The organism is Propionicicella superfundia DSM 22317, assembly GCF_000423465.1.
Taxonomy (GTDB): Bacteria; Actinomycetota; Actinomycetes; order Propionibacteriales; family Propionibacteriaceae; genus Propionicicella; species Propionicicella superfundia.
On the sequence record NZ_KE384021.1, the window covers coordinates 395,231 to 418,727 of the forward strand.

Below are 23,497 nucleotides of genomic sequence, written 5' to 3' on the forward strand. Positions count from 1 at the left end.
ACAGCGAAGCGGCGGACCACACGCTGTCTGAAAGGAAGTAGCCGCCATGACCAGGACCCTTACCCGGACGGCGATCGCCGTCCTCGCGGGCGCGGTGGCGCTCTCGCTCGGCGCCTGTAGCTCACCCCAGACCTCCACGACGAGCGCTGCACCCACGACCGTGGGCATCGCCATGCAGCCGTGGATCGGATACGGCCCGTGGTACATCGCCAAGGACCAGGGATTCGACGTGCAGAACGGGGTGAGCCTCGATCTGGTGACCTTCACGACCGACGCCGACGCCGCTGCCGCCTTCACCTCGGGCAAGGTGGTCGGCGCGAACTCCGCGATCAACAGCCTGGGCCACCTCGTCCATGCCGGTCAGGAGCACACGATCGTGATGCTGGAGGACGTCTCCACCACGGCCGACGCCATCCTCGCCGGCTCCGGCGTGGACTCGATCGCGGACCTGAAGGGGAAGAAGGTCGCCTTCGAGGCGGCGACCACGAGCGACCTGCTGCTGCGGTACGCCCTCTCCACGGCCGGCCTGACCACCGACGACATCACCGTCGTCCCGACCCCGGCGGCCAACGCGGGCGCCGCGCTGCTGTCGGGCTCCGTGGACGCCGCCGTGACCTACGAGCCCTACATCAGCGCGGCCGTCGCGCAGGGCAAGGACGTCAAGCTCCTCTACACCGCCGGTGAGAAGCCGGGTCTCATCGCCGACGTCTTCACCGTGAACACGCCGTGGGCGAAGGAGAACCCCGACACCGTCAAGAGCCTCCTGCGTGCCTGGGACGCCGCGGTCGCCTATCTGAAGGAGAACCCCGACGAGGGGCACGCCATCATCGCCGAGGCCGTCGGAGCCAGCGTGGAGGATCTGGAGACGAGCTTCGAGGGGGTTCAGATCTACACGCTGGACGAGTCCAACACGTATCTGGCCGGTGACTTCGCCTCGACCGCCCGCGAGATCAACAAGATCCAGGTGGACTCCGGCGACACCGACGTGACCGGTGTCGACCTGCCGTCGCTCGTCGACACGAGCCACGGGGTCGAGGCAGCGAAGAAATGACCTCTCGTCCGGTCGGCGAGGCCGCCGTGCAGGAGGCCGTACGTCCGGCCGGCCGGGCCGGGGCACGGCGGCCCAGGCCTCCGGGGCAGCTCTTCCAGCCCGTGAGCTGGCAGCGGTTCTGGATCCTGGGCGCCGGCGCGATCGTCGCGCTGCTGCTCGTGTGGTACCTCGTCACCGCTCTGGGGCTCGTCAGCCCCATGATCCTCCCGGCTCCCGGCGATGTGCTGAGCGCCGGGCTCGACCTGGCGCGCAGCGGCCAGCTCGCGGCCGACACCTGGGCAAGCGTGGAGCGGGTCATGATCGGCTTCGCGATCTCTCTCGTCGTCGCGCTGCCGATCGGCGTCCTCATGGGCACCCTCGGCTGGTTCGAGGCACTGCTGGAGCCGCTGATCGACTTCATCCGCTACATGCCGGCGGTGGCGTTCGTGCCGCTCACCATCGTCTGGTTCGGCGTGGACGAGAGTCAGAAGTACGCGATCCTGTTCATCGGCACCTTCTTCCAGCAGGTGCTGATGGTGATGGACAACGTCAAGCGGACTCCGCACGAGTTCGTCCAGGTCGGACAGACCATCGGCCTCTCGCGCGTCAAGCAGATGCTCCGGATCGTGCTGCCGGCGTCGGCACCCGCGCTCTGGGACACGATTCGCGTCACCCTCGGCTGGGCGTGGACCTGGCTCGTCGTCGCGGAGCTGGTCGCGGCCCCGGACGGGCTCGGGCAGCGCATCGTGGTGTCGCAGCGGTATCTGGCCACCGACCGCATCTTCTTCCTGATCGGGCTGATCGGGCTGATCGGCCTCGTGTCCGACCAGGTTCTCAAGGCTCTCGGCAGGGTGCTGTTCCCCTGGGCGTCGCGAGGAGCGAAATGAGTCGCATGGACACGGCACCGACCGAGGGCACCGACGCGGTCCTGACCGGCATCACGAAGACCTACCACTCGCGCAAACGCACCGTGGAGGCGCTCGGTCCCGTGTCGCTGGAGCTGAAGGCCGACGAGTTCACGACGCTGATCGGCGTCTCCGGCTGCGGCAAGAGCACCCTGCTGCACATCGTCGCGGGGCTCGAGCAGCCGACGTCCGGGCGCGTGGAGATCGGCGGCAGCGAGGTCTTCGGCCCGGGGCGCGACCGCGGGATGGTGTTCCAGAGCTACACGTTGTTCCCCTGGCTCACCGTGCAGGCCAACGTGGAGTTCGCGCTGCGCGACACCGAGCTGTCCCGTGCCGAACGGCGGGAACGCGCCCGGGAGTACCTCGAGCTCGTCGGCGTGAGCGACTTCCGCGACGCCTTCCCGTCACAGCTCTCGGGCGGCATGCGGCAGCGGGTGGCGATCGCGCGGGCCCTGTCGTACCGCCCGCGGATGCTGCTCATGGACGAGCCCTTCGGCGCCCTCGACGCCCAGACCCGCCAGGACATGCAGGAACTGCTGCTGCAGGTCTGGGAGGCCCATCGGCTCAACGTGCTCTTCGTCACCCACGACATCGACGAGGCGATCTTCCTGTCGGACAGGATCGTGATGCTGTCCGGCCGTCCCGGGCGCGTGAAGCTCGACCTCCGGCCGGGGATCCCTCGGCCCCGCACGGTCGACATCCTCACCTCCCCGGTGCTGATGTCCTACAAGGCGCGGCTGCTCGCCGCACTGCGCGAGGAGGGCGCCGCCGCGACGAGGGCCGGCTGAGCCGACACGGCGGGGTCAGCGCAGTCTGTCCTCGATGGTGGCCGCCGTGGCGCGCAGCGCGGCCACGACGCCGGCCGGGTCGACGTCGGAGGCCACCGGCCAGGTGACGGCCAGGCTGGCGAGGTTCGCGGGGGACCGGATGGCGACCGCGACCGACGCGAAGCCCGGGGTGATCTCCGAGTCCTCGGTGGCATACCCGCGGGCGCGTGTCTCGGCGAGGACCCGCCGAAGCGCCGCAGAGGTGCGCGGCCCCGCGCCGGTGCGGTCGGTGAACGCGGCGGCCGACGGATAGAGCGCTCGCACCTGCTGCCGCGGCAGCCCGGCCAGGATCGCCCGTCCCGATGCCGCGAGGTGCGCCGGGAGCCGGACGCCGACATCGGTGACCAGCGGGGGACGCCCGGGGGCGCGCTCCTCGTGGATGTAGACCACGTCGGAGCCATGGAGCACCGACAGGTGGGCGGACTGCCCCACCCGGTCGACCAGCCGCGTCAACGGCAGGCGGGCGAGGCGGGCGAGCGGCGCCTGCCGCGTGTACCCCTGGCCGACCTCCCAGGCAGCGATGCCGACGCCCCAGGCGTGCTCCTCGGGATAGTGGACGACGAAGGACTCCGCGGCCATGGCGGCCAGCAGGTGGTAGGCGGTCGAGCGGGGCAGGCCGAGATCGCGCGCGATCCTTCCCGCGGGCACCGGGGCGGCTCTCTCGGAGAGATAGCGGAGGACGCGCAGGGCGGCGGAGGCTGCCGGGACGGGACGGCTCACGGCACCATCCTGACGTCTCGTATCCGAGGCACATTCCGTTTTCAGCATCTGGCCCCGGTGTCCCTCCCGGTCCTTGAATTGTCCCGTGGATCGCATTCTCGTACGACCGGGCCCGCTCACCCGGGCCGAGGTCGTGGCCGTCGCCCGGCATGGTGCCCGGGTCGAGCTCAGCGACGCCGCCCGCGAGGCCATCACGGTGTCGCGGCATGCCGTGGAGGCCCTCGCCGCGTCGGACGACGCCGTCTATGGGATCTCCACCGGCTTCGGCGCCCTGGCCCGCCGATCGATCCCGCCCGAGTCCCGCACCGCCCTGCAGCGGAGCCTCATCCGCTCCCACGCGGCCGGCAACGGGCCCCGGGTCGAGGACGAGGTCGTGCGTGCTCTCATGGTGTTGCGCCTCTCGACCATGGCGACCGGTCACTGCGGCGTCCGGGTGGAGGTCGCACAGGCCTACGCCGGGCTGCTCAACGCCGGGCTCGTGCCGGTGGTCCACGAGTACGGCAGCCTGGGCTGCTCCGGCGACCTGGCGCCGCTGGCGCACTGTGCGCTCGCCGTGACGGGTGAGGGAGAGGTCGTCGACCGCGGGGTGATCCGTCCCGCCGCCGAGGCGCTGCCCGACCACGGGCTGCACCCGGTGGTGCTGGCCGAGAAGGAGGGCCTCGCGCTGATCAACGGCACCGAGGGCATGCTCGGCATGCTGGTGCTGGCCCTGGACGACCTCGCGCGGCTCGCGGACACCGCTGACCTGGCCGCGGCGATGAGCGTGGAGGGGCAGTGCGGCACGGACCGGGTCTTCGCGGCCGACCTGATGGCGCTCCGTCCCCACCCGGGCCAGGCGACGTCGGCGGCCAACCTGCGGCGGTTCCTCGCGGGGTCGCCGATCGTGGCCAGCCACCGGCACGGCGACGGCGAGGTGCAGGACGCGTACTCGCTGCGCTGCGCCCCGCAGGTGCACGGGAGCCTGCGCGATGTGCTCGACTACGCCACCGCCGTGGCGGAGCGTGAGCTCGCCGCGGCGATCGACAATCCGTCCGTCCTCCCCGGCGGGCGGATCGAGTCCCACGGCAACTTCCACGGGGCGCCGCTGGCGCATACCTTGGACTTCCTCGCGATCGCCGTCGCCGATGTCGCCTCCATGAGCGAGCGGCGCACCGACAGGTTCCTCGACGTCGCCCGCAACCGGGGCCTGCCGGCGTTCCTCGCCGACGACCCGGGGGTCGACTCCGGTCACATGATCGCCCAGTACACGCAGGCCGCGATCGTGTCGGAGCTGAAGCGCCTGGCCGTGCCGGCGAGCGTGGACTCCATCCCGTCCAGCGCCATGCAGGAGGACCACGTCTCGATGGGGTGGCATGCCGCCCGCAAGCTGCGCACCGCCGTCGACGGGCTCACCCGGGTGCTCGCGATCGAGGTGCTGACCGCCGCCCGCGGGATCGAGCTGCGCGCGCCGCTGGAACCGGCGCCGGCCACCGGAGCGGCGGTGCGCAGACTCCGCAGGTCGGTCGCCGGGCCCGGCCCGGACCGGTACCTCGCCCCAGAGATCGAAGCCACCGTCATGCTGATCGCCGGCGGGGACCTGCTCACCGCCGCCGTCCCGAAGGAGTCCCGATGACCCATGCCTCCGTCCGCGCGCCGCGCGGCACCCGGCTCACCGCCCGGTCCTGGCAGACCGAGGCGCCCCTGCGCATGATCATGAACAACCTCGACCCCGAGGTCGCCGAGCGTCCCGACGATCTCGTCGTGTACGGCGGGACGGGCCGCGCCGCCCGCTCCTGGGAGGCGTTCGACGCCATCGTCGCGAGCCTCGCCGACCTCGCGGCCGACGAGACGCTGCTCGTGCAGTCGGGCAAGCCGGTGGGCGTCTTCCGCACTCACGAGTGGGCCCCGCGCGTGCTGATCGCGAACTCCAACCTCGTCGGGGACTGGGCGACCTGGCCCGAGTTCCGGCGCCTGGAGTCCCTGGGGCTCATCATGTACGGGCAGATGACGGCCGGCTCGTGGATCTACATCGGCACGCAGGGGATCCTGCAGGGCACCTATGAGACCTTCGGCGCGGTCGCGCGCAAGCGCTTCGGCGGCACCCTGGCCGGCACGCTCACGCTCACCGGCGGCTGCGGCGGCATGGGCGGGGCTCAGCCGCTGGCGGTCACGATGAACGAGGGTGTCGTCCTGATCGTCGAGGTGGACGCCGGCCGGCTCGCCCGCCGGGTCGAGCACGGCTATCTCGACGAGTACACCGACGACTACGCCGACGCGGTCGCGCGGGTGCTGGCGGCCAAGGCCGACGGGCGGGCGCTGTCGGTGGGCCTGGTCGGCAACGCGGCCGAGGTGTTCCCGCGGCTGCTCGCCGACGGCGTGCCGGTCGACATCGTCACCGACCAGACCTCGGCGCACGACCCGCTGAGCTACCTTCCGCTCGGCATCTCCGTCGCGGACTGGCACACGGTCGCCGCCGCCGACCCCGAGGACTTCACCCGCCGCGCACGGGAGTCGATGGCCGCGCACGTGGCGGCCATGGTGGGCTTCCAGGACGCCGGGGCGGAGGTGTTCGACTACGGCAACTCGATCCGCGCCGAGGCCGAGCTCGGCGGGTACGACCGGGCCTTCGCGTTCCCGGGATTCGTGCCGGCGTACATCCGTCCGCTCTTCTGCGAGGGCAAGGGCCCGTTCCGCTGGGCAGCGCTCTCGGGCGATCCGGCCGACATCGCCGCCACCGACGCCGCGATCCTCGACCTCTTCCCCGACGACGAGCACCTGCGGCGCTGGATCACCAAGGCGGGCGAGAAGGTGCACTTCGAAGGGCTGCCGGCCCGGATCTGCTGGCTCGGCTACGGCGAACGGCACCTCGCGGGTCTTCGGTTCAACGAGCTCGTCGCATCGGGAGCCGTGTCGGCGCCGATCGTGATCGGCCGTGATCATCTCGACGCCGGCTCCGTCGCCTCCCCCTACCGCGAGACGGAGGGAATGGCCGACGGATCGGACGCGATCGCCGACTGGCCGCTGCTCAACGCCCTGCTCAACACAGCCTCGGGCGCGACCTGGGTCTCGATCCACCACGGTGGCGGAGTCGGCATCGGAAGGTCCATCCACGCCGGCCAGGTGGTCGTCGCCGACGGTACGGCGCTCGCGGCGGAGAAGATCGCCCGGGTCCTCACCAACGATCCCGGGACGGGCGTCATGCGGCATGTCGACGCCGGCTACGACCGGGCACGCGACGTCGCCCGCGAGCGCGGCGTCCGGATCCCGATGGGGCTGTGATGGCGACGGCGACGGGGCTGCTGGACGACCTCGCGGGGATCGGCCGCGATCTGACGGGCGGCGGGTACCACCGGCTCGCCTGGGAACGTCCCACGCTCGAACTGCGCGAGTGGTTCGCCGCCGAGGCGGGCCGGCGCGGGCTCGACGTCACGGAGGACGGCAACGGCAATCAGCTCGCCTGGTGGGGCAGCGGGGACGACGCGTTGCTGATCGGCTCCCACCTGGACTCGGTCCGCGGGGGCGGCGCCTTCGACGGGCCCCTCGGCGTGGCGTCCTCCCTGGCTGCCGTCGACACCCTTCGCGACGCCGGCTTCACTCCGTCGCGTCCGATCGTCGTGGCGAACTTCACCGACGAGGAGGGGGCGCGTTTCGGTGTCGCCTGCGTCGGATCGCGGCTCGCCACCGGCGTCCTGGCGCCCGAGCGGGCGCTGAGCCTGCGCGACGACGACGGCACGACCCTGGCGGAGGCGATGCGGGCCGGCGGCGCCGACCCGGCCGCGGTCGGCCCGGCGGACTGGCTGGCCTCGATCGGTGCGTTCGTCGAGTTGCACGTCGAGCAGGGACGGGCGCTGATCGACTCCGGCGACGCGGTCGGCGTGGCCTCGGCGATCTGGCCGCACGGACGGTACCGGCTCGACCTGCACGGCCAGGGCAACCATGCCGGCACGACCGCGATGACCGATCGTCACGACCCGATGCTCACCTACGCGGCCGCGGTCCTGGCGTCGGCGGCCGCGGCGTCCGAGACCGCCCGGCGGGCCACGTTCGGCCGGGTCCGGGTGGCGCCCGGCAGCACGAACTCCATCCCGGTGCAGGTCACCGCATGGCTGGACGCGCGTGCGGAGTCGGAGGAGGCGCTCGCCGGACTGGTGGACCGCATCCTGTCCGACACGCGCAGGGCCGCGGCCGGACACGGCACCCGGGCGGAGCTCACCGAGGAGTCGGTCACGTCCGCCGTCACGTTCGATCCCGGTCTGCGGGATCGGCTCGCGACGCTGCTCGGCGCTCCGCAACTGCCCACCGGGGCGGGGCACGACGCCGGAATCCTGGCGTCGCGCGTCCCCACCGCGATGCTGTTCGTCCGCAACCCGAGCGGGATCTCGCACGCGCCCGAGGAGTACGCCGAGCCCGCCGACTGCGAGGCGGGGGTCGCGGCGCTGGCCGAGGTGATCCGGGAGCTCGCGTGACGCCCCGTCCGGCTTTCGCGAACTGCCACTCCCATGCCTTTCACCGTGCCCTGCGCGGCCGCGCGCACACCGGGCGGACGTTCTGGGGCTGGCGGGACGGGATGTACGCGGTCGCCGGCGTGCTGGATCCCGACCTCTACTTCCGGCTCGCCCGCGCCACCTATGCCGAGATGGCCTGTGCCGGGATCGGAGCCGTCGGCGAGTTCCACTACCTCCACCACGGCCCGGGAGGCAGGCGGTACGCCGACCCGCACGCCATGGCCGAGGCGGTGATCGCCGCCGCCCGGGAGGCCGGGCTCCGGATCTGCCTGCTCGACGCCTGCTACCTGCGGGCCGGCTTCGCGGGAGAGGAACTCGCTTCCGCGCAGCTCCGGTTCGCACACGCCGACGCCGCGTCCTGGGCGCAGGATGTGCGGGAGCTCGCGGCGCGCCATGCCGGCGATCCGGCGGTGGTGGTGGGCGCAGCGATCCACTCGGTCCGCGCGGTCGACGAGGCGTCCCTGGCGCTGGTGGCCGGAGCCCTGCCCGAGGCGCCGCTGCACGTCCACGTGAGCGAGCAGCCGGCCGAGAACGATGCCTGCCTGGCCGCGACCGGACGCACCCCCGTCGGGTTGCTCGCCGATGCGGGCGTGTGGACGTCGCGCACGACCGCCGTCCACGCGACCCATCTGACCGCCGCGGACGTCGGGATCCTCGGCCGGGCCGCGGGCTGGGCGTGTTTCTGCCCGACGACTGAGGCGGAGCTGGCCGACGGGATCGGGCCCAGCGTGGCGCTGCGCGACGCGGGGGCACGGATCACCCTCGGCTCGGACTCCAACACCGTGATCGACACGTTCGCCGAGGCTCGCGGCCTGGCCATGCACGAGCGCCTCGCCAGCGGCGACCGGCAGGGCTGGGACGCCGCCGGGCTGTGGCGGGCGGCCACGTCCGACGGCGCGGCATCGCTCGGGTTCGGGGACCTCGGCGGGTTCGATCTCGCCGAGTCGGTGCGGACCGCCGGAGCCACCGAGCCGATCTGGGCCGCGACGGCAGCCGACGTCGTGCCACCGCCGGAGCTGGACCCGCAGTGGGTGCGCGCCGAGCTGCGGTCCGTCGTCGACGAGGTCTGGGGGAGGCTGTGAGCACCGCGTACACGAACATCGGAGAACTCGTCACGTGGGACGAGGGGCGCCCGCTGCGGCACGGCGCGGGGCTGGTCGTCGACGGGGGACGCGTGGCGTGGGTGGGCGACGCCGTCGACACCCCGGCCGCCGACGAGCGGGTCGACGTGCAGGGTGCGGCCGTCGTCCCCGGTTTCGTCGATGCGCACACGCACCTGGTCTTCGCCGGCGATCGCGCCGCCGAGTTCGAGGCCCGGATGTCGGGGGCGCCGTACAGCGCGGGCGGGATCCGGTCCACCGTGGCGGCGACGGCGGCGGCCGGCGATGCAGAACTCGGCGCCCTGGTCGCGAGCCGGACCGCCGAGCTGCGGCGTCAGGGGACGACGACCTTCGAGGTCAAGAGCGGCTACGGGCTCACCGTCGAGGCGGAGGAACGCCTCCTGCGGATCGCCCGGGCGGCCACCGCCGAGACGACCTATCTCGGCGCCCACGTCGTGCCCGACGGCGTGGATCCGGACGACTACGTGGCGCTGGTCACCGGCGAGATGCTCACCGCCTGCGCGCCGCACGCGCGCTGGGTCGACGTGTTCTGCGAGACGGGGGCGTTCGATGCCGATCAGTCGCGCGCCGTGCTCGAGGCGGGCCGGGCGGCCGGGCTGCTCGCCCGGATCCACGCCAACCAGCTCGGCTATGGTCCGGGCGTGCAGCTCGCATGCGAGATCGGCGCGGTCGCGGCCGACCACTGCACCTATCTCACCGACGCCGATGTCTCCGCGCTCGCCGACAGCGGGGTCGTCGCCGGTCTTCTGCCCGGAGCGGAGTTCGCCACCCGGGAGCGCTACTCCGATGCGCGGCGGCTGCTCGACGCCGGTGTGCGGGTCGCCATCGCCACCGACTGCAACCCGGGGAGCTCCTACACGTCGTCGATGTCCTTCTGCATCGCGTTAGCGGTGCGGGAGCTGGGGATGACTCCCCTGGAGGCGCTGCATGCCGCCACCGAGGCGGGAGCGTGGTCGCTGCGACGTGACGACGTGGGCCACCTCCGGCTGGGCGCGCGGGCCGACCTGGTGATCCTCGACGCGCCCAGTCACGTCCACCTCAGCTACCGGCCCGGCGTCCCCCTCATCGCCTCGGTGAGGACGGGGCGGGGCGCCTCACTCGAGCAGTGAGGCGTCGCGCGCCCGCCGGACGAGTTCGGAGCGGCTCTTCGCGCCGAACTTCGCGCGGAGCGTCACGACCTGCTTCCGGATCGTGTTCGGAGACACATGGAGCTCGGCCGAGAGCTCGGGCACGGACCGGTCGGTGGCGAGCAGGGGAAGCAGGATCCGTTCCCTCCGGGTGAGCCTGACATGAGCGAAGGTGCCCAGCGCGTCGAGGCCGGCGTCGGACAGGCCGGCCAGCGCGCGGTCCAGTTCGTCGTAGGGCGTCGTGGGGACGTCCGCCGCTGCCGCGGCGGTGCGGCAGGCGCTCATGAGCGCGTCGCGGAAGGGATGTGGCAGGTGCGCGACGCTCAAGGGCGAGTTCACGCGCAGGCAGAGGTCCACGGCAGCGCGGGCCGAGGACTGCCGTTCGGCGTCGGTGCCCGTGGTGCTCATGACGATCGCGGCAGCGCGGAGGACGGTGAGATGCGAGCGGATCGAGGGCCAGACGTCGTGGCGGACCAGCTCCTTGTCCGCGACGCGGATGGCCTCGTCGAAGTGCCCGGTGCACAGCTCGGCCTCGACCACCGCCAGACAGGCGACGGGGGCCTGCGCGCAGGCCGCGAGCTCGCGGGCGGCACCGTGGGCTCCGATGCGGATGAGCAATCGGAAGCGCGCCAGTGTCAGGAGTGCCCGAGCGATCGGGAGCTCGTGGTCGGAGAAGCCGTCGGAGTAGAACGCGAGCCCGGCATCCAGATCGTTCAGCCCGGCCGCCGCGTCGCCCCACAGCGCGCTGTGCTCGGCGCGGAACGCGATGCTCAGCCACCACAGGGGAGCCCGCCGCGCCGAGGCGTCCGCAAGCCGGGCGATCATCTGCGCGGATGCCTCGGAGTCGAGGGAGCGCAGGGCGTGGAAGCCCAGCGCCATGTCACCGGCCGCGCCGCTCAGCGACGGGTACGGGCCTCCGGGGTCGGCCGGGCCGCCGGGACGTGGGAGGACCGCTCCGGGCGCCGGGGCCCGTGGATCGTCCCGGGTGTGCCCCCACAACTCCAGCGCGAGGGAGCGCAGGGGCCGGGCACTGGGGCTCTGCTCGTCGCCCTCGGCCACCAGCATCGCCATTTCGGCGTACCTGCGCGTGAGTTCGAGGTCCCCTCGCGCGAAGGCGAGCCACGCCGACATCGTGTGGAAGCGAGAACTCGTGCTCGCCGAGGGCGACCATCCCTCTTCCTGCAGCGCCCCGATCCGGCCGGCGACGGCCTCTCGCGTCTCCCAGGCCTTGTCCAGGTTCACGGAGACGGCGGCGTCGGGCAGGTAGAGGAGCACAGCGGCCCACAGGACCCCGCGCTGGATCGCTCGTTCCGGATCCGTCTCGTGTCTCCACTGCGCATGGTGCTCGAGTCCGTCCCGGGCCAGGTGGTTCAGGCCCTCGACGAGGCCGCCTGCGCCCTCCGATCCGGCCGCCCACGCCTGTGGGCAGGCGAACGACAGTTCCGGGTATTGTCCGCGAACCGCGCCGGGCACGGATCGGAATACGGACGAGGCTCGGGGAAAGGATTGGACGCCGGTCCATCGCAGAACCTTCGTCCACAGTTTTCCGAGGATGTCCCATCGCTGAATATCCAGTGCCCACACCGCGATATCGTCGGGCGCACCGTGAACGGGGTCGGTGATCCAGGCATCCAGCAATCTCTCCTTTCCGCTGTCCTCTCCGCCGAGGTCTTCCAGAAGAGCGATACCGCGTGCGCGTGGCTCGGGGCGCAGCGTGAGAGCGGAGCCGGGTACGAGCCATATCGCCGCACCGTCGCGCACCGCGCCGGAACTCCACTGCTCCCACCCGAGGTCGCGATCGATTCCTGCAGCGCGAGAGGCAAGCTCGAAAAGGTCGTCGCTGATCTCCTCCTTGACGACCAGGAGCGCCAGCAAGAGGTCTTCGCCTGATGGAAGACTCTGCCATTCCTCGTCGATCGGTGGGTACATCGACGGATTGTCCCCGTCAAGTAAGGTGGATCCTTCTTTCCAGCGTTGGTCGTGCTGCCTCATTGCGTGAGTTCCTCCCCCTCATCCTCCTGTCGGATCAACCAGGAGCTCGCAGATAGACATCCGAGGGAATGCGTTGGCCCATCTACCTCGACTTCCTGATGTGTTGATCGCTGCGGCGATTCCCGTCGTTGGGGCGGAGGACGAGGCGTCCCCGCGAAGCGAGCTGTCTCGGAGATGGGAACCCCTGTCGCTGTCGCGTGGATGAAAACGCTAAGGCCGTTGAGGTTGTTGTACTCGTCGGTCCAAATACTAGACGCGAGGCTCGTGAGGAGTGCCCGGGCGATGGTTCCTCACCAGTTCGTGCGTTGCGCGACGCTCGTGGTGCAGCAATGGTCGTGAGTCGAATGGTGTTTGGTCGTGGCATTCATGTACAAATGCCCACGGGATTTGGTGCCGAACGGAGTCGGCGGGCGCGGTCGGAGCAGGCGGTGCGTGCGCCGGCCGCGGCGGAGGGGGACCGCACGGGGGCTCAGTAGTCCTCGTCGAGGCTGTCGTGACGGGAGGTGTAGCTCCGGAGCCCGTCGTCGCGCAGGGCCGCTCCGAGTTCGCTCATGCTCGTCGGATCGTAGAGGTCGATCGATGCTCCGTCGGGGGACGTACCGAATCCCGTTGTCGGGGCCTGAAGCGTGAGGATGTCGCTCGCGGCGTCCAGTTTGAGGCTCGCGCCGATGCGAAGGATCGTCTCGTCGGAGAGTCCCGCGTCGACGGTGAGGTAGCCGCCGACCTCGCTCAGCACGGTGTCGAGCTTCGCGGGGTCGGACAGGGTCTCGCGGGTTGACAGCTTGACCAGCATGGCCCTGAGGACCGTCCGCTGCCGCTTGGCGCGGTCGAGGTCGCCGTTCGGAAGCCCGTATCGCTGTCGGACGTAGGCGAGGAGCGCGTCGGATTGCAGAGTCAACTCGCCTCGCGGGAACCGGTATTCGCCACTGCGAGAACTCGTCTCGTTCCATACCGTGATCTCGCCCACGGTGTCGGACAGCGAGAGAAACCCCTCGAAGTCGACGGAGACGGCGTGATCTATGGTGATGCCCAGCAGAGCCTCGAGGGTCTCGGCCGTGAGCGCCGTTCCCCCCAGCGAATGAGCCGCGTTGATCTTATTCTCTCCGTGTCCAGGAATGTTGACGTAGAGATCACGAGGAAACGAGATGAGATAGACTTTGTCCCGATTCGCGGTCACGTGCGCGATCAACAGGGCGTCGCTACGGCCCGCATCGTCACCGCGAGAGTCGCTGCCGACGACGAGGATGTTCAGCGGGGATCCGTCGGCGTCGGAGGATTCGGCTCCGCCGGTCGACGGAAGCAGCCCCGGGTCGCGCTGGATGGCCGAAAGGGCTGCCTTCGTGCGCCAGACCGCATACCCTGTTGCCCCACCGGCGATCAGCGCTATCGCGATTATGAGCGCGACGAGCCATCGCCACAGCCTCGACGGCCGGCCACGGCGAGGACCGGGCTTTCCCGGATCGGGGAGTCCCTGTTCTTTCTCGTCGGTCACTATCCGAGTCTTCGTGCGAATTGCGGCACGGGGCAAGGCGTAGATGGAATTGCCTGCAGAAATAGCTCATCCTTCGTGCCGCAATGGGTCTGCGATTCGTGTCGCGCACGGCCTGGGGGCGTCGGCGTCCGCGACCGGGCATCGCGGGACGGGACCGCGTCCTCGGCCGGGAGGGGCCTTTCGGTCGCTCACGGGGTCGGCGGCGCCGAGCTGTGGAAAGCCTGAGGCCCCGCCGGGTCCCCTCTGTGGTGTGGCGGAGCACCCCGTCGGTATGAATACGTGGGGATCATCGATATGAAAAGGCCCGGGAAGAGTGTCGCCGGCGTGCTCGACGGAGCAGGCTGTAATCGCCGTCCACCGGTGGGCGGTCCACAGTCCGATCCGTGCGTGTGGTGTCGACGCACACTCCGGGACGGACGAGCGAGTGTGCGCCGCAGGTCCGGGTCCCCCGAGCCGGGCCTGCGGTGCATTCGCTCCGGCGCGCACCTTCGGTGCTCGCGGCTCGGACGAGAGCCGGCGCGCGTCAGCTCTCGACGGCGCGCACGATCGTCTCGACGGACTCGGCGATGAGGCGGAGGGCCCTCGCGTAGGCGGCGGCATCCCGCCCCGTCGGATCCGGCACATCGTCGCCGTTCTCGGGCCGGGCTGTGATCGCGCGCGCGAGGCTCACCCGCGGGAGGAGCTGACGCAGCCGCTCCGCCGAGGTGTGCCCGGTCAGCGCGACAGGATCGAGCGCGTGCGCGATCCTCGCGAACTCCCGCAGCGTGTAGGTGCGCCGAACGGCGCCGGGAACCCGGCGGAGGATCGCGGACCGGTGCTCGGTGGCAAGGGCGAGGACCAGGTCGGCTTCGACGATCGACGCGTCGGTCACCTGATGGGCCCGGAAGCCCTCCGCCCGCACCCCGGAGCGCCGAAGGAACGCGGCGACCGGGGGATCGATGGCACCTCCCACCACGGCTCTCACCCCGGCGCTGCGCACGGCGACCGAGTCGTCCAGTCCTTGCCGCAGGAGGTGTTCGGCGACCGGGGAGCGGCAGAGGTTTCCTGTGCAGACGGTCAGCAGGCGTACCGGTGCCGCGGCGACGGGCGCGTTCATCGCAGACTGCGGGGCAGGCTGTCGTCCTTGCCGGAAGCGACGATGAGCTCCTGCGGCGCGATGGGCATGGCGCGCCGGCTCGCCCGTCGTACGGATGTGTCGAACGTCAGGTCCGGTCCGGAGTGCGCGCCGTAGTCGTAGCGCTGCCGCCCGTACCCGTCACCATGGCCGGCTCGGCGCCGGTTGAGGACGAGCCCGAGGATCTCGGCCTCGACGTGCTCGAGCGACCCGATGGACGCCGCGAGCTGCGGTTTGGTGACCACTCCGCAGCCGGCCACGAGGAGCACTCCGCCGCCGACGCGGGCGAGAAGCGCGGCGTCCGTCACGGGAAGAAGCGGCGGCGAATCCACGATGACGATGTCGTACTCCGCCATCGCCCGGTCCAGCAGGTCCTCCATCGGACGTGAGCCGAGCAGTTCCGCGGGATTCGGCGGCGTCGAGCCGGCGGGGAGAGCGTGGAGGTTGCCGCGTGCGACCGGCTGGACGACGTCGGCGAGCCGCGCCCGCCCGATGACGACATCCGTGAGGCCCACCGTGCCGTCCAGGCCCAGCGTCGGAGCGATCGAGGGCCTCCGCAGGTCGGCCTCCACGAGCAGGACCGATCGCCCGGTGTCAGCAAGGGCGCCGGCGAGATTGATCGCAGTGGACGTCTTTCCCTCGCCGACCACGGACGAGCTGACGACGATCGAGTTGCGTCGGAGGCCGAGCTCCAGGAACTGCACGTTGGTGCGCAGGTGCCGGTAGGCCTCGGCCCGGGCCGAGTGCGGCGCGGATTCGAACACCAGCGGGTGGTGAGCCGCTTCGGAGTCGAACGCCACGACGCCGACGACGGAACGCTCGGTCACGTCCGCGACGTCCTGCTCGGAGACGACGGTGATGTCGAGACGTGAGCGCAGGACGGCCTGCCCCACGCCCAGGAGGAGTCCCAGGATGGCGCCGAGAGAGAGGTTGAGCGCCAGGCTCGGCGACGTCGCCGATGTGGGAACCGCGGCCGGCTGGATCACCGTGGCGGTGACGCGCTTGGCCCCGGTGTCGGACTGCGGCGACAACTGCGTGACGACCGTCCTCATCTGGGCGGCGATGGCGTTCGCGATGCTCGCGCTCTGCGTGGCGTCCGCGTTCGTGACGGAGATCTCCAGGATCGCGGTGTTGGTGGGGACGGTGGTGCTGACCGACTGTGCCAGCTCGCTCGGGCTCATCGTGAGCTCGAGCCGCTCGATGACCGGTTGCAGGACGGTCTGCGTCGTGACGACCTGCATATAGGACTTCACCTGCGTGTTCGCATATGTCGAGCCCTGGTTCAGATCCCCGACCGTGTCCGCACCGTTCACGGTGAAGAACAAGGACGTGGACGCGGTGAAGACGGGCGTCATGAAAAACGTCACGCTCGCCGCCGCGATCAACCCCGACACAAGAAGGCCCAGAACGCTCAGCCAGTATTTGCGCAGGATTGAGATGTAATCGGTCAGTTCCATGTAGGCACGCTTTCTCGGACTCGTAGCCGTCGTAAGGCCAGCCTATGGAGCCGCCGCATGCCTTCCGGCGCGTGGAGGATGACCGACGGGAGCACGCGGAGGACCAATTCCGGTACCAACGCGGAAGGGCAGGGGCACGTCACCTGCAACTCGACCCGCGTGTGCAGGCGGGAGACCCGGCGGCCTCGACCGCGCGGCGCACGCCGCCGCCGAGGTCTCCGCCGCCGGGCAGCGAGCCCCGAACCCCTCGTCTCCTCCTCGCCGGTGGTGCAGGAGTCGTCCCCTTCCACCTGCATTTCCCTCACCATTTGGTGCGGCATGACCCTCCTTGTCGAATCACGAGCGAGCACCGTCGTGGCAGACTCTCGAATCGGGTTCCCCGAGGCATGTCGTGTGCCCCGCAAGGGAGGAAGAAAATTGCAGAAAGCAATGGCGAGCAGGCAGAGCAGGAACGGTGTGCGATTCACGTTCCAGTTCCTGTTGGATGCGGTCGCATGGTCCGCGGCTCTTCTCATGGCCGTCGTGCTCCGAAGTGAGTTCCACGTCGATACCGCGTCCCTGGCGGCGGTTCTCGTGGCGGCCGTGGCGGTCTCGGCCGTGCAACTCGTCGTCGGACTGGCGCTCCGCCTCTACCAGGGCCGTTACAGGTACGGGTCCTTCGAGGAGGTGCGCGCGGTCACGCTGACGTCCTTCCTCGTGGTCGCCGTGCTCCTGGTGGGCGCCACCGTGCTGGACGGGGACCTGAGGCTGCCGCGGAGCGCCGTTCTCATCGCGCTCCCGATCGCCCTGCTCCTCCTGCTCGCCGTCCGCTACGTCGCGCGGTTGGCGCGCGAGTCCGCGGCGCGAACGTCCACAGGCGTGGAGCCGGCGATCGTCTTCGGCGCCGGGTACCTGGGCGAGACGCTGGTCCGGAGGATGGCGACGGACCCGGCGTCGCCGTACGTCCCGGTCGGCCTCCTGGACGACGACCCGGGAAAGCGGCATGTGCGGATCCGCAGCGTCGACGTCCTGGGCCGCCTCGACGATCTGCCGGACGTCGTCTCCCGGACGGGTGCGACCGTGCTGGTGGTTGCGATCGCCGGGGCCGGTGCCGACCTCATCGAACGGGTCGTGGACCTGGCGAGTCCCTGCGGTCTGCAGGTGAAGGTGCTGCCGCCTCTGTCCGAGGTGCTGCGCGGAGCCACACAGGTCGATGATCTCCGCGACCTGTCGATGGAGGACCTGCTGGGAAGGCCGCCGGTCAACACCGACGTCGAGAGGATCGCGGGCTACCTGACCGGCAAGCGGGTCCTGGTGACCGGGGCGGGCGGCTCGATCGGCTCCGAGCTCTGCCGGCAGATCAACCGATACGGTCCCGCTGAGCTCATCATGCTCGACCGCGACGAGACCGGCCTCCAGTCGGCCGAGCTCGGCGTCCTCGGCCACGGACTGCTCACCGGCCCCGAGGTGGTTCTCGCCGACATCCGGGACGCGGCGACGCTGCTGGGCGTGTTCCGGAGCCGACGCCCGGAGGTCGTGTTCCACGCCGCCGCGCTGAAGCACCTCCCGATGCTGCAGCAGTATCCCGAAGAGGCGTGGAAGACCAACGTCCTCGGCACCCAGAGTGTGCTCGATGCCGCGCGGGCCGTCGGCGTCTCGACGTTCGTCAACATCTCCACCGACAAGGCGGCCAACCCGTGCAGCGTCCTGGGGCACTCGAAACGCCTGGCCGAGCGGCTCACGGCCGAGGTCGCGCGACAGACCGGGTCCGCCTACCTCTCGGTGCGCTTCGGAAACGTCCTCGGCAGCCGGGGATCGGTGCTCCCCCTGTTCACGGCGATGATCGAGCACGGCGGCCCTGTGACGGTGACCGATCCCGACGTCACGAGGTACTTCATGACGATCCCGGAAGCCTGCCAGCTCGTCATCCAGGCCGGCGCCATCGGTCACCCGGGCGAGGTCCTCATCCTGGACATGGGAGAGCCGGTGAGGATCCTCGACATCGCAGAGCGCATGATCCAGCTCTCCGGACGCGATGTGGAGATCGTGTTCACCGGACTCCGTGAGGGCGAGAAGCTGCACGAGGACCTCGTCTCCGAGGGGGAGCAGCACCGGTCACGGGTGCACCCGAAGATCTCGCGGGCCGCGGTTCCGGCCCTCTCGCCGACCGGGCTCGACTGGACCGACTGGTCCCGCGTCTGGCTGGAGGACCCCCTGTCCGCAGCCGCGTTGACCTCCCCCGTCGGGGCGGGCAACCGATGACCGGGCGCGTCACGCTCTCCGGGCCCGATGTGGGCGTCCTGGAGGAGCGATACCTCGTGCGAGCGATCCGGTCGGGCTGGGTGGCCCCGCTCGGCCCGGAGGTCGACGCGTTCGAGGCCGAGCTCGCCGCGCGGTGCGATCGGCTCCACTGCGTGGCGCTGTCCTCCGGGACCGCGGCTCTCCACCTCGCGCTCGTCGGCCTCGGGGTCGGCCCGGGCGACGTCGTCCTGACCTCGACGATGACCTTCGCGGCGACGGCGAACGCCATCGTGTACACGGGGGCCGAACCGGGCTTCGTCGACTCGGCGCCCGACGGGAACCTGAACCCCGCCCTGGTGCGACGTGCCGTCGACGACCTGCGAAGGAGAGGGCGCCGGGTTGCGGCGATACTTCCGGTCGATCTTCTCGGAAAGGTCTGCCGGCATGAGGAGATCGACGGGATCGCCGCCGCTGCCGGCGTCCCGGTCGTGTCCGATGCCGCGGAATCGTTCGGTTCCCTGCGCCGCGGACGTCCGGCGGCGTCCTACGGCGTCGCCGCTGCGATCTCCTTCAACGGCAACAAGGTGATGACGACCTCGGGAGGAGGTGCCCTGCTCACCGACGATGCCGAGCTGGCCCGGCGCGTGCGGTACCTCGCGACCCAGGCGCGTCAGCCGGTGGCGCACTACGAGCACACCGACATCGGGTTCAACTACCGGCTGTCGAATCTCCTCGCGGCGGTCGGGCGGGCGCAGCTGATCCGGATCGATTCCATGATCGCCCGCCGGCGGGCGCTTCGCGACCGGTACAAGGAGGCCTTCGCGGACGTCGCGGGTGTCGACGTCTTCGGTGCCGAGGCGGACGAGGAGGACAACGCCTGGCTGACCGCGATCCTGGTCGACGAGGCGACGGCCGGGTGGAATGCCGGCGAGCTCGCCGCCGCGCTCAGCGACCTGGCCATCGAATCGCGGCCGATGTGGAAGCCGATGCATCTCCAGCCGGTCTTCGCGCAGGCCATGTCCTGGATCGACGGCACCTCGGAGCGACTGTTCCGCACCGGGCTGACTCTGCCGAGCGGCTCCGCGCTGGGGGGCGCGGACCAGGAGAGGGTCTTCGCCGCCATCGACCGGTTCCTCGCGAGGTAGCCGGATGCGGGGACACAGGGGTCGTGGGGATCGGCACGCCCGGCGGGATGCCTGACGTGGCGACCGGTCGTCCGGCGGCGTACGAGGCCGGGAAGCGCGTTGTCGACGTGGTCGCGTCAGCGCTGGCGCTGGTCGTGCTCTCGCCGGTGGTCGCGGCGGTGGCCGTGCTCGTCGCCGTGCGGCTGGGGCGGCCGGTCGTCTTCCGGCAGGAGCGGCCGGGGCGAGGCGGGGAGCTGTTCACCGTCGTGAAGTTCCGGACGATGCTCGACGTCGACGAGTCCCGCGGGGTCGTGACGAACGAGCAGCGCATGACCCCCGTGGGGTCGTGGCTGCGCGCGTGCAGTCTGGACGAGCTCCCGAGCCTGTGGAACGTCCTGCGAGGCGACATGAGCCTCGTCGGCCCGCGTCCGCTGCTGCCGCGATACCTGCCTCTGTTCACGCCGGAGCAGCGGCGCCGCCACGAGGTGCGGCCCGGCCTCACGGGGCTGGCGCAGGTGAGCGGTCGCAACTCCCTGGACTGGGGCAGACGGTTGGAACTGGACGTGCACTACGTGGATCACCGCTGCGCCCGGTTGGACGCCGCGATCCTGGCGAGGACGGTGCTGACCGTCCTACGCAGGGAAGGCATCCGTTCGGAGGGCTGCCCGGTGGGGGAGCCCTTCCCGGGCGCGGGTCCTGGTGGGGTGTCGTGACGCGGCGGATCCTGATCGTGGGGGCGGGAGGGTTCGGCCGAGGGGTGTTCGGCTGGCTCGAGGGGTCGCCGCGGCATCGGTTCCTTCACGGGATCGGTGACGTGGCGTTCCTCGACGACGGTGCTCCGGCCGCGCCGCTTCTCGCCCCGATCGTCTCCACGGTCAGGGGATATGTGCCCGGGCCCCGGGACCGGGTCGTCTGCGCGGTCGCCGATCCCGGCGTCCGCCGCTCGCTCGTGGACCTGCTGCGAGGTCGAGGTGCGCGATTCCACACGTTCGTGGACGATCGCGCCGTGCTGGGCCAGGGGGTGGTCGTCGGGACGGGAGCCGTTGTCTGCCCCGGCGTCGTCGTCTCGGCGGGTGCCCGCATCGGGGATCACGTGCAGGTGAACTTCAACTGTTCGGTGGGGCACGACGTCGTCCTCGGCGCGTTCACGACGCTGAGCCCGTCGGTCAACATCATGGGCGAGGTCCAGGTGGGGGAGTCGGCGTTCTTCGGGGGGAGCGCGGTCGTCCTCCCCCGGCTGGCCGTCGGAGCGGGCGCCGTCGTCGGGGCGGGTGCCACCATTCGCGGAGGCGTGGCGGCCGGCACGACGGTGGTCGGCAGCGACGGGCGGGTCATCGCAGGCTCGGGCGAGCGTCCCGTGCGGGCGGTGCGCAGTTCATGACGAGAGCGCCGACGCGTCGCGGAGACGCCGCCGTCCTCGTCGGGGGACAACTGGTGGCCGCCGGCGGGGCCTTCGCCGTGAATCTCCTGGCGGCCCGGGCGATGTCGCCGGCGCAGCGCGGCGAACTGGCCTTCGCGCTGCAGATCGCCTACTTCGCCACGGTCTTCGCGCTGACCGGCCTGGAGCGCCCCTACATCTCGACGCGGTCGGGTCCGTTCCCGGATCATCTTCGCCGGTTCGTCTCGCTGGTCCTGCCCGGCATCGGGCTCGTTGCGCCGCTCACCGGCGTTCTCGTCGGCGCGATTCCGACGCTGGCGGGGTGGCTGGTGGGCGGAGCGGTCCTCGTCGCGGCGTATGTGGCGCTCAACGCCCTGTCCCGAAGCGTGCGGGCAGCGTTTCTCGTCAGCGGCGAGCGCCGGTGGTTCGTGTCGAATGCCGTCTTCACGCAGGTGGTCATCGTCGCCGGCGCGGTCGTGCTGGTGGTGCTCCGGGTGGCGAACCCGGTTGTGTGGATGGCGTTGTACACCCTGTCCGGTCTCGCTCCGCTCCTGATCCTCGGTCTCGCCCTGCGACGTCCGGCGGCCGCCGTCGACGGCGCCGACGTCCGTGTCCTGCGCCGCCGGGGTCTCAAGCTACTCGTCTCCGACCTCGGGAACACGGCGATGCTGCGGTCGGACCGGCTGCTGCTGCCGCTGCTCGGGTCGGCGGCGCAACTCGGTCTGTACGTCACGGTCGCGACCGTGATGGAGATGGCGACCTGGCCGGTCCAGCAGTGGGTCGACGCGTCCCTGCGCACCTGGACGAAGGAGAAGACCGGGCCGCTGACCCTGCTGCGCAGGATCGTGCTTCCGGCGCTGGGCCTGACCGCGGCGACGGCGGTGCTTCTCGGGGGGATCTGCTACGTCCTGGTGGTCCTCGTGCTCCCGGCGTCCTACCGTCCGTCGCTCCAGGTCGTCGTGCCGCTGGGGCTTGCCGCCGTCATCTATGCGTGGACGCGGGTTCAGCAGGGGATTCTCATCTCGGCGGGAGTCGCCGGACGCGTGACGGTGGCGGAGCTGTCCGGTATGGCCGCGTCGATCGCCGGATATGTCGTGTTCATTCCGGAGTGGGGGATGGGGGGCGCCGCGGCGGGGTCGATCCTCGGATACGCGGTCTGCGGTGTCGTCGGCGCGCTGTTCCTGCGGCAGGTGTCGTCGGGGACGTCCGCCGTCGGGGGAGCGAGACGGACCGGAGGTCGACGTGTCGAGAAGTGATGTCCTCATGGTCGCTCACTACGTGGGCGATCCCGGGGGGACGAACAACAGGTTCAACGAGCTCGCCGAGCGGCTGCAGGCCGGTGTCGGCGACGTCGAGCTCGTGACGTCGTCCTTCTCCCATCGACGCAAGCGGCAGCGCGTGGAGGGCGGAGTCGGCACGCCGTATGCCTTCACCGCGATCCCCGAGCCGGGATACCGGACGAACGTGTCGCTGCGCCGGATCGTCAGCCACAGGGTGTTCGCGCGCCGCGTGCGCAGGTACCTGGAAAGGCGGACACCGCCGGATCTCCTCTATTGCGCCGTGCCGTCGCTGGCCGCGGCCGGCGTCGTCGCGCGCTACGCGAGGCGGCGGGGGGTTCCGCTGGTCCTGGACGTGCAGGATCTGTGGCCCGAGGCCTTCTTGATGGTGATCCGTCCGAGGTGGCTGGGCAGGCTCGTGATGCGGCCCGTCTTCCGGCGGGCGGAGTCGGTCTACCGGGCGGCCGATCGCGTCGTCACGGTGTCCCGCACGTACTCGGATCGGGTCCTCGCCGCCCGTGGCGGGCGCGGCGGCGTGTCGACGGTTCATCTCGGGACCGATCTGGAGAGGTTCGACCGCTGGGCGGGTGGATCGCGCCCGTCGCCGCGGAGCGGGATCCGGCTGGCGTACATCGGCACCTTGGGCAGGAGCTACGACCTCGCGACGGTGTTCGAGGCGATGCGGCTCGCCGGAGAGGCGGGGATCGGCGACGTCAGCATCACCGTCATGGGCACGGGGCCGCTCGATCGCGAGGTCAGGGCGGCGGCCGTCACGTGCGGCGTGGAGGCGGAGTTCACCGGTCACCTCCCGTACCCCGACATGGTGCGCCGTCTCGCGGCGTGCGATGTCGCGGTCAATCCCATCAGGTCCGGCTCGGCGGGCAGTGTCATCAACAAGGTCGCCGACTACGCGGCCGCCGGCCTGCCCGTCATCAACACGCAGGATTCGAGCGAGTACAGGTCGCTGCTGACGGCGTACAGGGCGGGGATCAACTGCCCCCCGGAGAGTCCCGAGCCGCTGATGGAGGCCATCGGCCTGTTGAGTTCCTCCGACGTCCTGCGGCGGACGATGGGGGCAAACAGCCGCCGCCTCGCGGAGGAGGTCTTCGACCGTGCCCGCACCTATGGGGAGATCGTCGACCTGGTTCGCCGGACGCTCGATGCCGGAGACGCCGACGACCTCGTCCGAGGCGAGGCAGCGCCCGCGAACTGATCGCTCGGGCGCGAAT

At 71.0% G+C, this 23,497-nt stretch carries 19 protein-coding genes; 14 read left to right on the plus strand and 5 right to left on the minus strand.

Features of this window, described 5'->3' with window-relative positions; all coding sequences use genetic code 11:
* The first annotated feature begins 46 nt into the window (after positions 1-46).
* From G555_RS0111645 to G555_RS0111655, 3 genes are read left to right on the plus strand one after another with little or no spacing between them, the layout of a single operon-like run.
* Positions 47-1,051, plus strand: a complete 1,005-nt coding sequence (locus G555_RS0111645; protein WP_028708997.1) for an ABC transporter substrate-binding protein — start codon at positions 47-49, stop codon at positions 1,049-1,051.
* Positions 1,048-1,917, plus strand: a complete 870-nt coding sequence (locus G555_RS0111650; RefSeq protein ID WP_051208927.1) for an ABC transporter permease — start codon at positions 1,048-1,050, stop codon at positions 1,915-1,917. The genes G555_RS0111645 and G555_RS0111650 overlap by 4 nt, the downstream gene beginning before the upstream one ends.
* A gap of 5 nt (positions 1,918-1,922) precedes the next feature.
* Complete coding sequence (locus G555_RS0111655) at positions 1,923-2,723, plus strand: ABC transporter ATP-binding protein (protein WP_051208930.1); 801 nt, start codon at positions 1,923-1,925, stop codon at positions 2,721-2,723.
* Between the two features lie 15 nt (positions 2,724-2,738).
* Here the strand turns inward: G555_RS0111655 and G555_RS0111660 are convergent, their stop codons facing one another.
* Positions 2,739-3,482: an IclR family transcriptional regulator gene (locus G555_RS0111660; RefSeq protein WP_028709000.1), complete on the minus strand. Its 744-nt coding sequence runs from the start codon at positions 3,480-3,482 to the stop codon at positions 2,739-2,741.
* Between the two features lie 85 nt (positions 3,483-3,567).
* On the opposite strand from G555_RS0111660, the gene hutH reads away from it, so the two are divergent.
* From hutH to hutI, 5 genes are read left to right on the plus strand one after another with little or no spacing between them, the layout of a single operon-like run.
* Positions 3,568-5,094 carry a histidine ammonia-lyase gene (gene hutH, locus G555_RS0111665; protein WP_028709001.1) on the plus strand — a complete coding sequence of 509 codons (1,527 nt, stop codon included), beginning with the start codon at positions 3,568-3,570 and terminating at the stop codon, positions 5,092-5,094.
* Positions 5,091-6,740, plus strand: coding sequence for a urocanate hydratase (hutU, locus tag G555_RS0111670; RefSeq protein ID WP_028709002.1), 1,650 nt, complete (start codon positions 5,091-5,093; stop codon positions 6,738-6,740). Before hutH ends, hutU begins: the two co-directional genes overlap by 4 nt.
* Complete coding sequence (locus tag G555_RS0111675) at positions 6,740-7,927, plus strand: allantoate amidohydrolase (RefSeq protein ID WP_028709003.1); 1,188 nt, start codon at positions 6,740-6,742, stop codon at positions 7,925-7,927. Before hutU ends, G555_RS0111675 begins: the two co-directional genes overlap by 1 nt.
* Complete coding sequence (locus G555_RS0111680; RefSeq protein ID WP_028709004.1) at positions 7,924-9,048, plus strand: formimidoylglutamate deiminase; 1,125 nt, start codon at positions 7,924-7,926, stop codon at positions 9,046-9,048. The genes G555_RS0111675 and G555_RS0111680 overlap by 4 nt, the downstream gene beginning before the upstream one ends.
* A complete protein-coding gene (gene hutI / locus G555_RS0111685; RefSeq protein ID WP_028709005.1) occupies positions 9,045-10,196 on the plus strand; it encodes an imidazolonepropionase in 1,152 nt (383 codons plus the stop codon). Before G555_RS0111680 ends, hutI begins: the two co-directional genes overlap by 4 nt.
* Here hutI and G555_RS0111690 read toward each other — a convergent pair.
* From G555_RS0111690 to G555_RS19640, 4 genes are all read right to left on the minus strand, one after another.
* Positions 10,182-12,143, minus strand: coding sequence for a helix-turn-helix transcriptional regulator (locus tag G555_RS0111690; RefSeq protein WP_028709006.1), 1,962 nt, complete (start codon positions 12,141-12,143; stop codon positions 10,182-10,184). The genes hutI and G555_RS0111690 overlap by 15 nt on opposite strands.
* A 532-nt stretch (positions 12,144-12,675) precedes the next feature.
* Positions 12,676-13,698, minus strand: coding sequence for an LCP family protein (locus tag G555_RS19635; protein WP_051208934.1), 1,023 nt, complete (start codon positions 13,696-13,698; stop codon positions 12,676-12,678).
* A gap of 523 nt (positions 13,699-14,221) precedes the next feature.
* Entirely contained in the window at positions 14,222-14,794 is a 573-nt protein-coding gene (locus G555_RS0111700; RefSeq protein ID WP_028709007.1) for an arsenate reductase/protein-tyrosine-phosphatase family protein, read from the minus strand.
* On the minus strand, positions 14,791-16,269 hold the full coding sequence (locus tag G555_RS19640) for a tyrosine-protein kinase domain-containing protein (protein ID WP_051208937.1): 1,479 nt from the start codon (positions 16,267-16,269) through the stop codon (positions 14,791-14,793). The genes G555_RS0111700 and G555_RS19640 overlap by 4 nt, the downstream gene beginning before the upstream one ends.
* 456 nt (positions 16,270-16,725) lie before the next feature.
* On the opposite strand from G555_RS19640, the gene G555_RS19645 reads away from it, so the two are divergent.
* From G555_RS19645 to G555_RS0111735, 6 genes are read left to right on the plus strand one after another with little or no spacing between them, the layout of a single operon-like run.
* Complete coding sequence (locus G555_RS19645) at positions 16,726-18,510, plus strand: polysaccharide biosynthesis protein (protein WP_211223242.1); 1,785 nt, start codon at positions 16,726-16,728, stop codon at positions 18,508-18,510.
* Positions 18,507-19,634, plus strand: a complete 1,128-nt coding sequence (locus G555_RS0111715; protein ID WP_028709008.1) for a DegT/DnrJ/EryC1/StrS family aminotransferase — start codon at positions 18,507-18,509, stop codon at positions 19,632-19,634. Before G555_RS19645 ends, G555_RS0111715 begins: the two co-directional genes overlap by 4 nt.
* Positions 19,635-19,681: 47 nt before the next feature.
* Positions 19,682-20,326: a sugar transferase gene (locus tag G555_RS19650; RefSeq protein WP_051209175.1), complete on the plus strand. Its 645-nt coding sequence runs from the start codon at positions 19,682-19,684 to the stop codon at positions 20,324-20,326.
* Positions 20,323-20,994, plus strand: a complete 672-nt coding sequence (locus G555_RS19655; protein WP_051208941.1) for an LbetaH domain-containing protein — start codon at positions 20,323-20,325, stop codon at positions 20,992-20,994. Before G555_RS19650 ends, G555_RS19655 begins: the two co-directional genes overlap by 4 nt.
* Positions 20,991-22,247, plus strand: a complete 1,257-nt coding sequence (locus G555_RS22325) for a lipopolysaccharide biosynthesis protein (protein ID WP_028709009.1) — start codon at positions 20,991-20,993, stop codon at positions 22,245-22,247. Before G555_RS19655 ends, G555_RS22325 begins: the two co-directional genes overlap by 4 nt.
* Complete coding sequence (locus G555_RS0111735; RefSeq protein ID WP_169337912.1) at positions 22,234-23,481, plus strand: glycosyltransferase family 4 protein; 1,248 nt, start codon at positions 22,234-22,236, stop codon at positions 23,479-23,481. Before G555_RS22325 ends, G555_RS0111735 begins: the two co-directional genes overlap by 14 nt.
* Positions 23,482-23,497 lie beyond the last annotated feature (16 nt).

Excerpts from the sequence above, each read along its gene's own strand:
- G555_RS0111645 (WP_028708997.1), top strand. The coding sequence starts at position 47 with ATGACCAGGACCCTTACCCGGACGGCGATCGCCGTCCTCGCGGGCGCG.
- G555_RS0111650 (WP_051208927.1), top strand. The coding sequence starts at position 1,048 with ATGACCTCTCGTCCGGTCGGCGAGGCCGCCGTGCAGGAGGCCGTACGT.
- G555_RS0111655 (WP_051208930.1), top strand. The coding sequence starts at position 1,923 with ATGGACACGGCACCGACCGAGGGCACCGACGCGGTCCTGACCGGCATC.
- hutU (WP_028709002.1), top strand. The coding sequence starts at position 5,091 with ATGACCCATGCCTCCGTCCGCGCGCCGCGCGGCACCCGGCTCACCGCC.
- G555_RS0111675 (WP_028709003.1), top strand. The coding sequence starts at position 6,740 with ATGGCGACGGCGACGGGGCTGCTGGACGACCTCGCGGGGATCGGCCGC.
- G555_RS0111690 (WP_028709006.1), bottom strand. The coding sequence starts at position 12,143 with ATGTACCCACCGATCGACGAGGAATGGCAGAGTCTTCCATCAGGCGAA.
- G555_RS0111700 (WP_028709007.1), bottom strand. The coding sequence starts at position 14,794 with ATGAACGCGCCCGTCGCCGCGGCACCGGTACGCCTGCTGACCGTCTGC.
- G555_RS19640 (WP_051208937.1), bottom strand. The coding sequence starts at position 16,269 with ATGGAACTGACCGATTACATCTCAATCCTGCGCAAATACTGGCTGAGC.
- G555_RS0111715 (WP_028709008.1), top strand. The coding sequence starts at position 18,507 with ATGACCGGGCGCGTCACGCTCTCCGGGCCCGATGTGGGCGTCCTGGAG.
- G555_RS19650 (WP_051209175.1), top strand. The coding sequence starts at position 19,682 with ATGCCTGACGTGGCGACCGGTCGTCCGGCGGCGTACGAGGCCGGGAAG.
- G555_RS22325 (WP_028709009.1), top strand. The coding sequence starts at position 20,991 with ATGACGAGAGCGCCGACGCGTCGCGGAGACGCCGCCGTCCTCGTCGGG.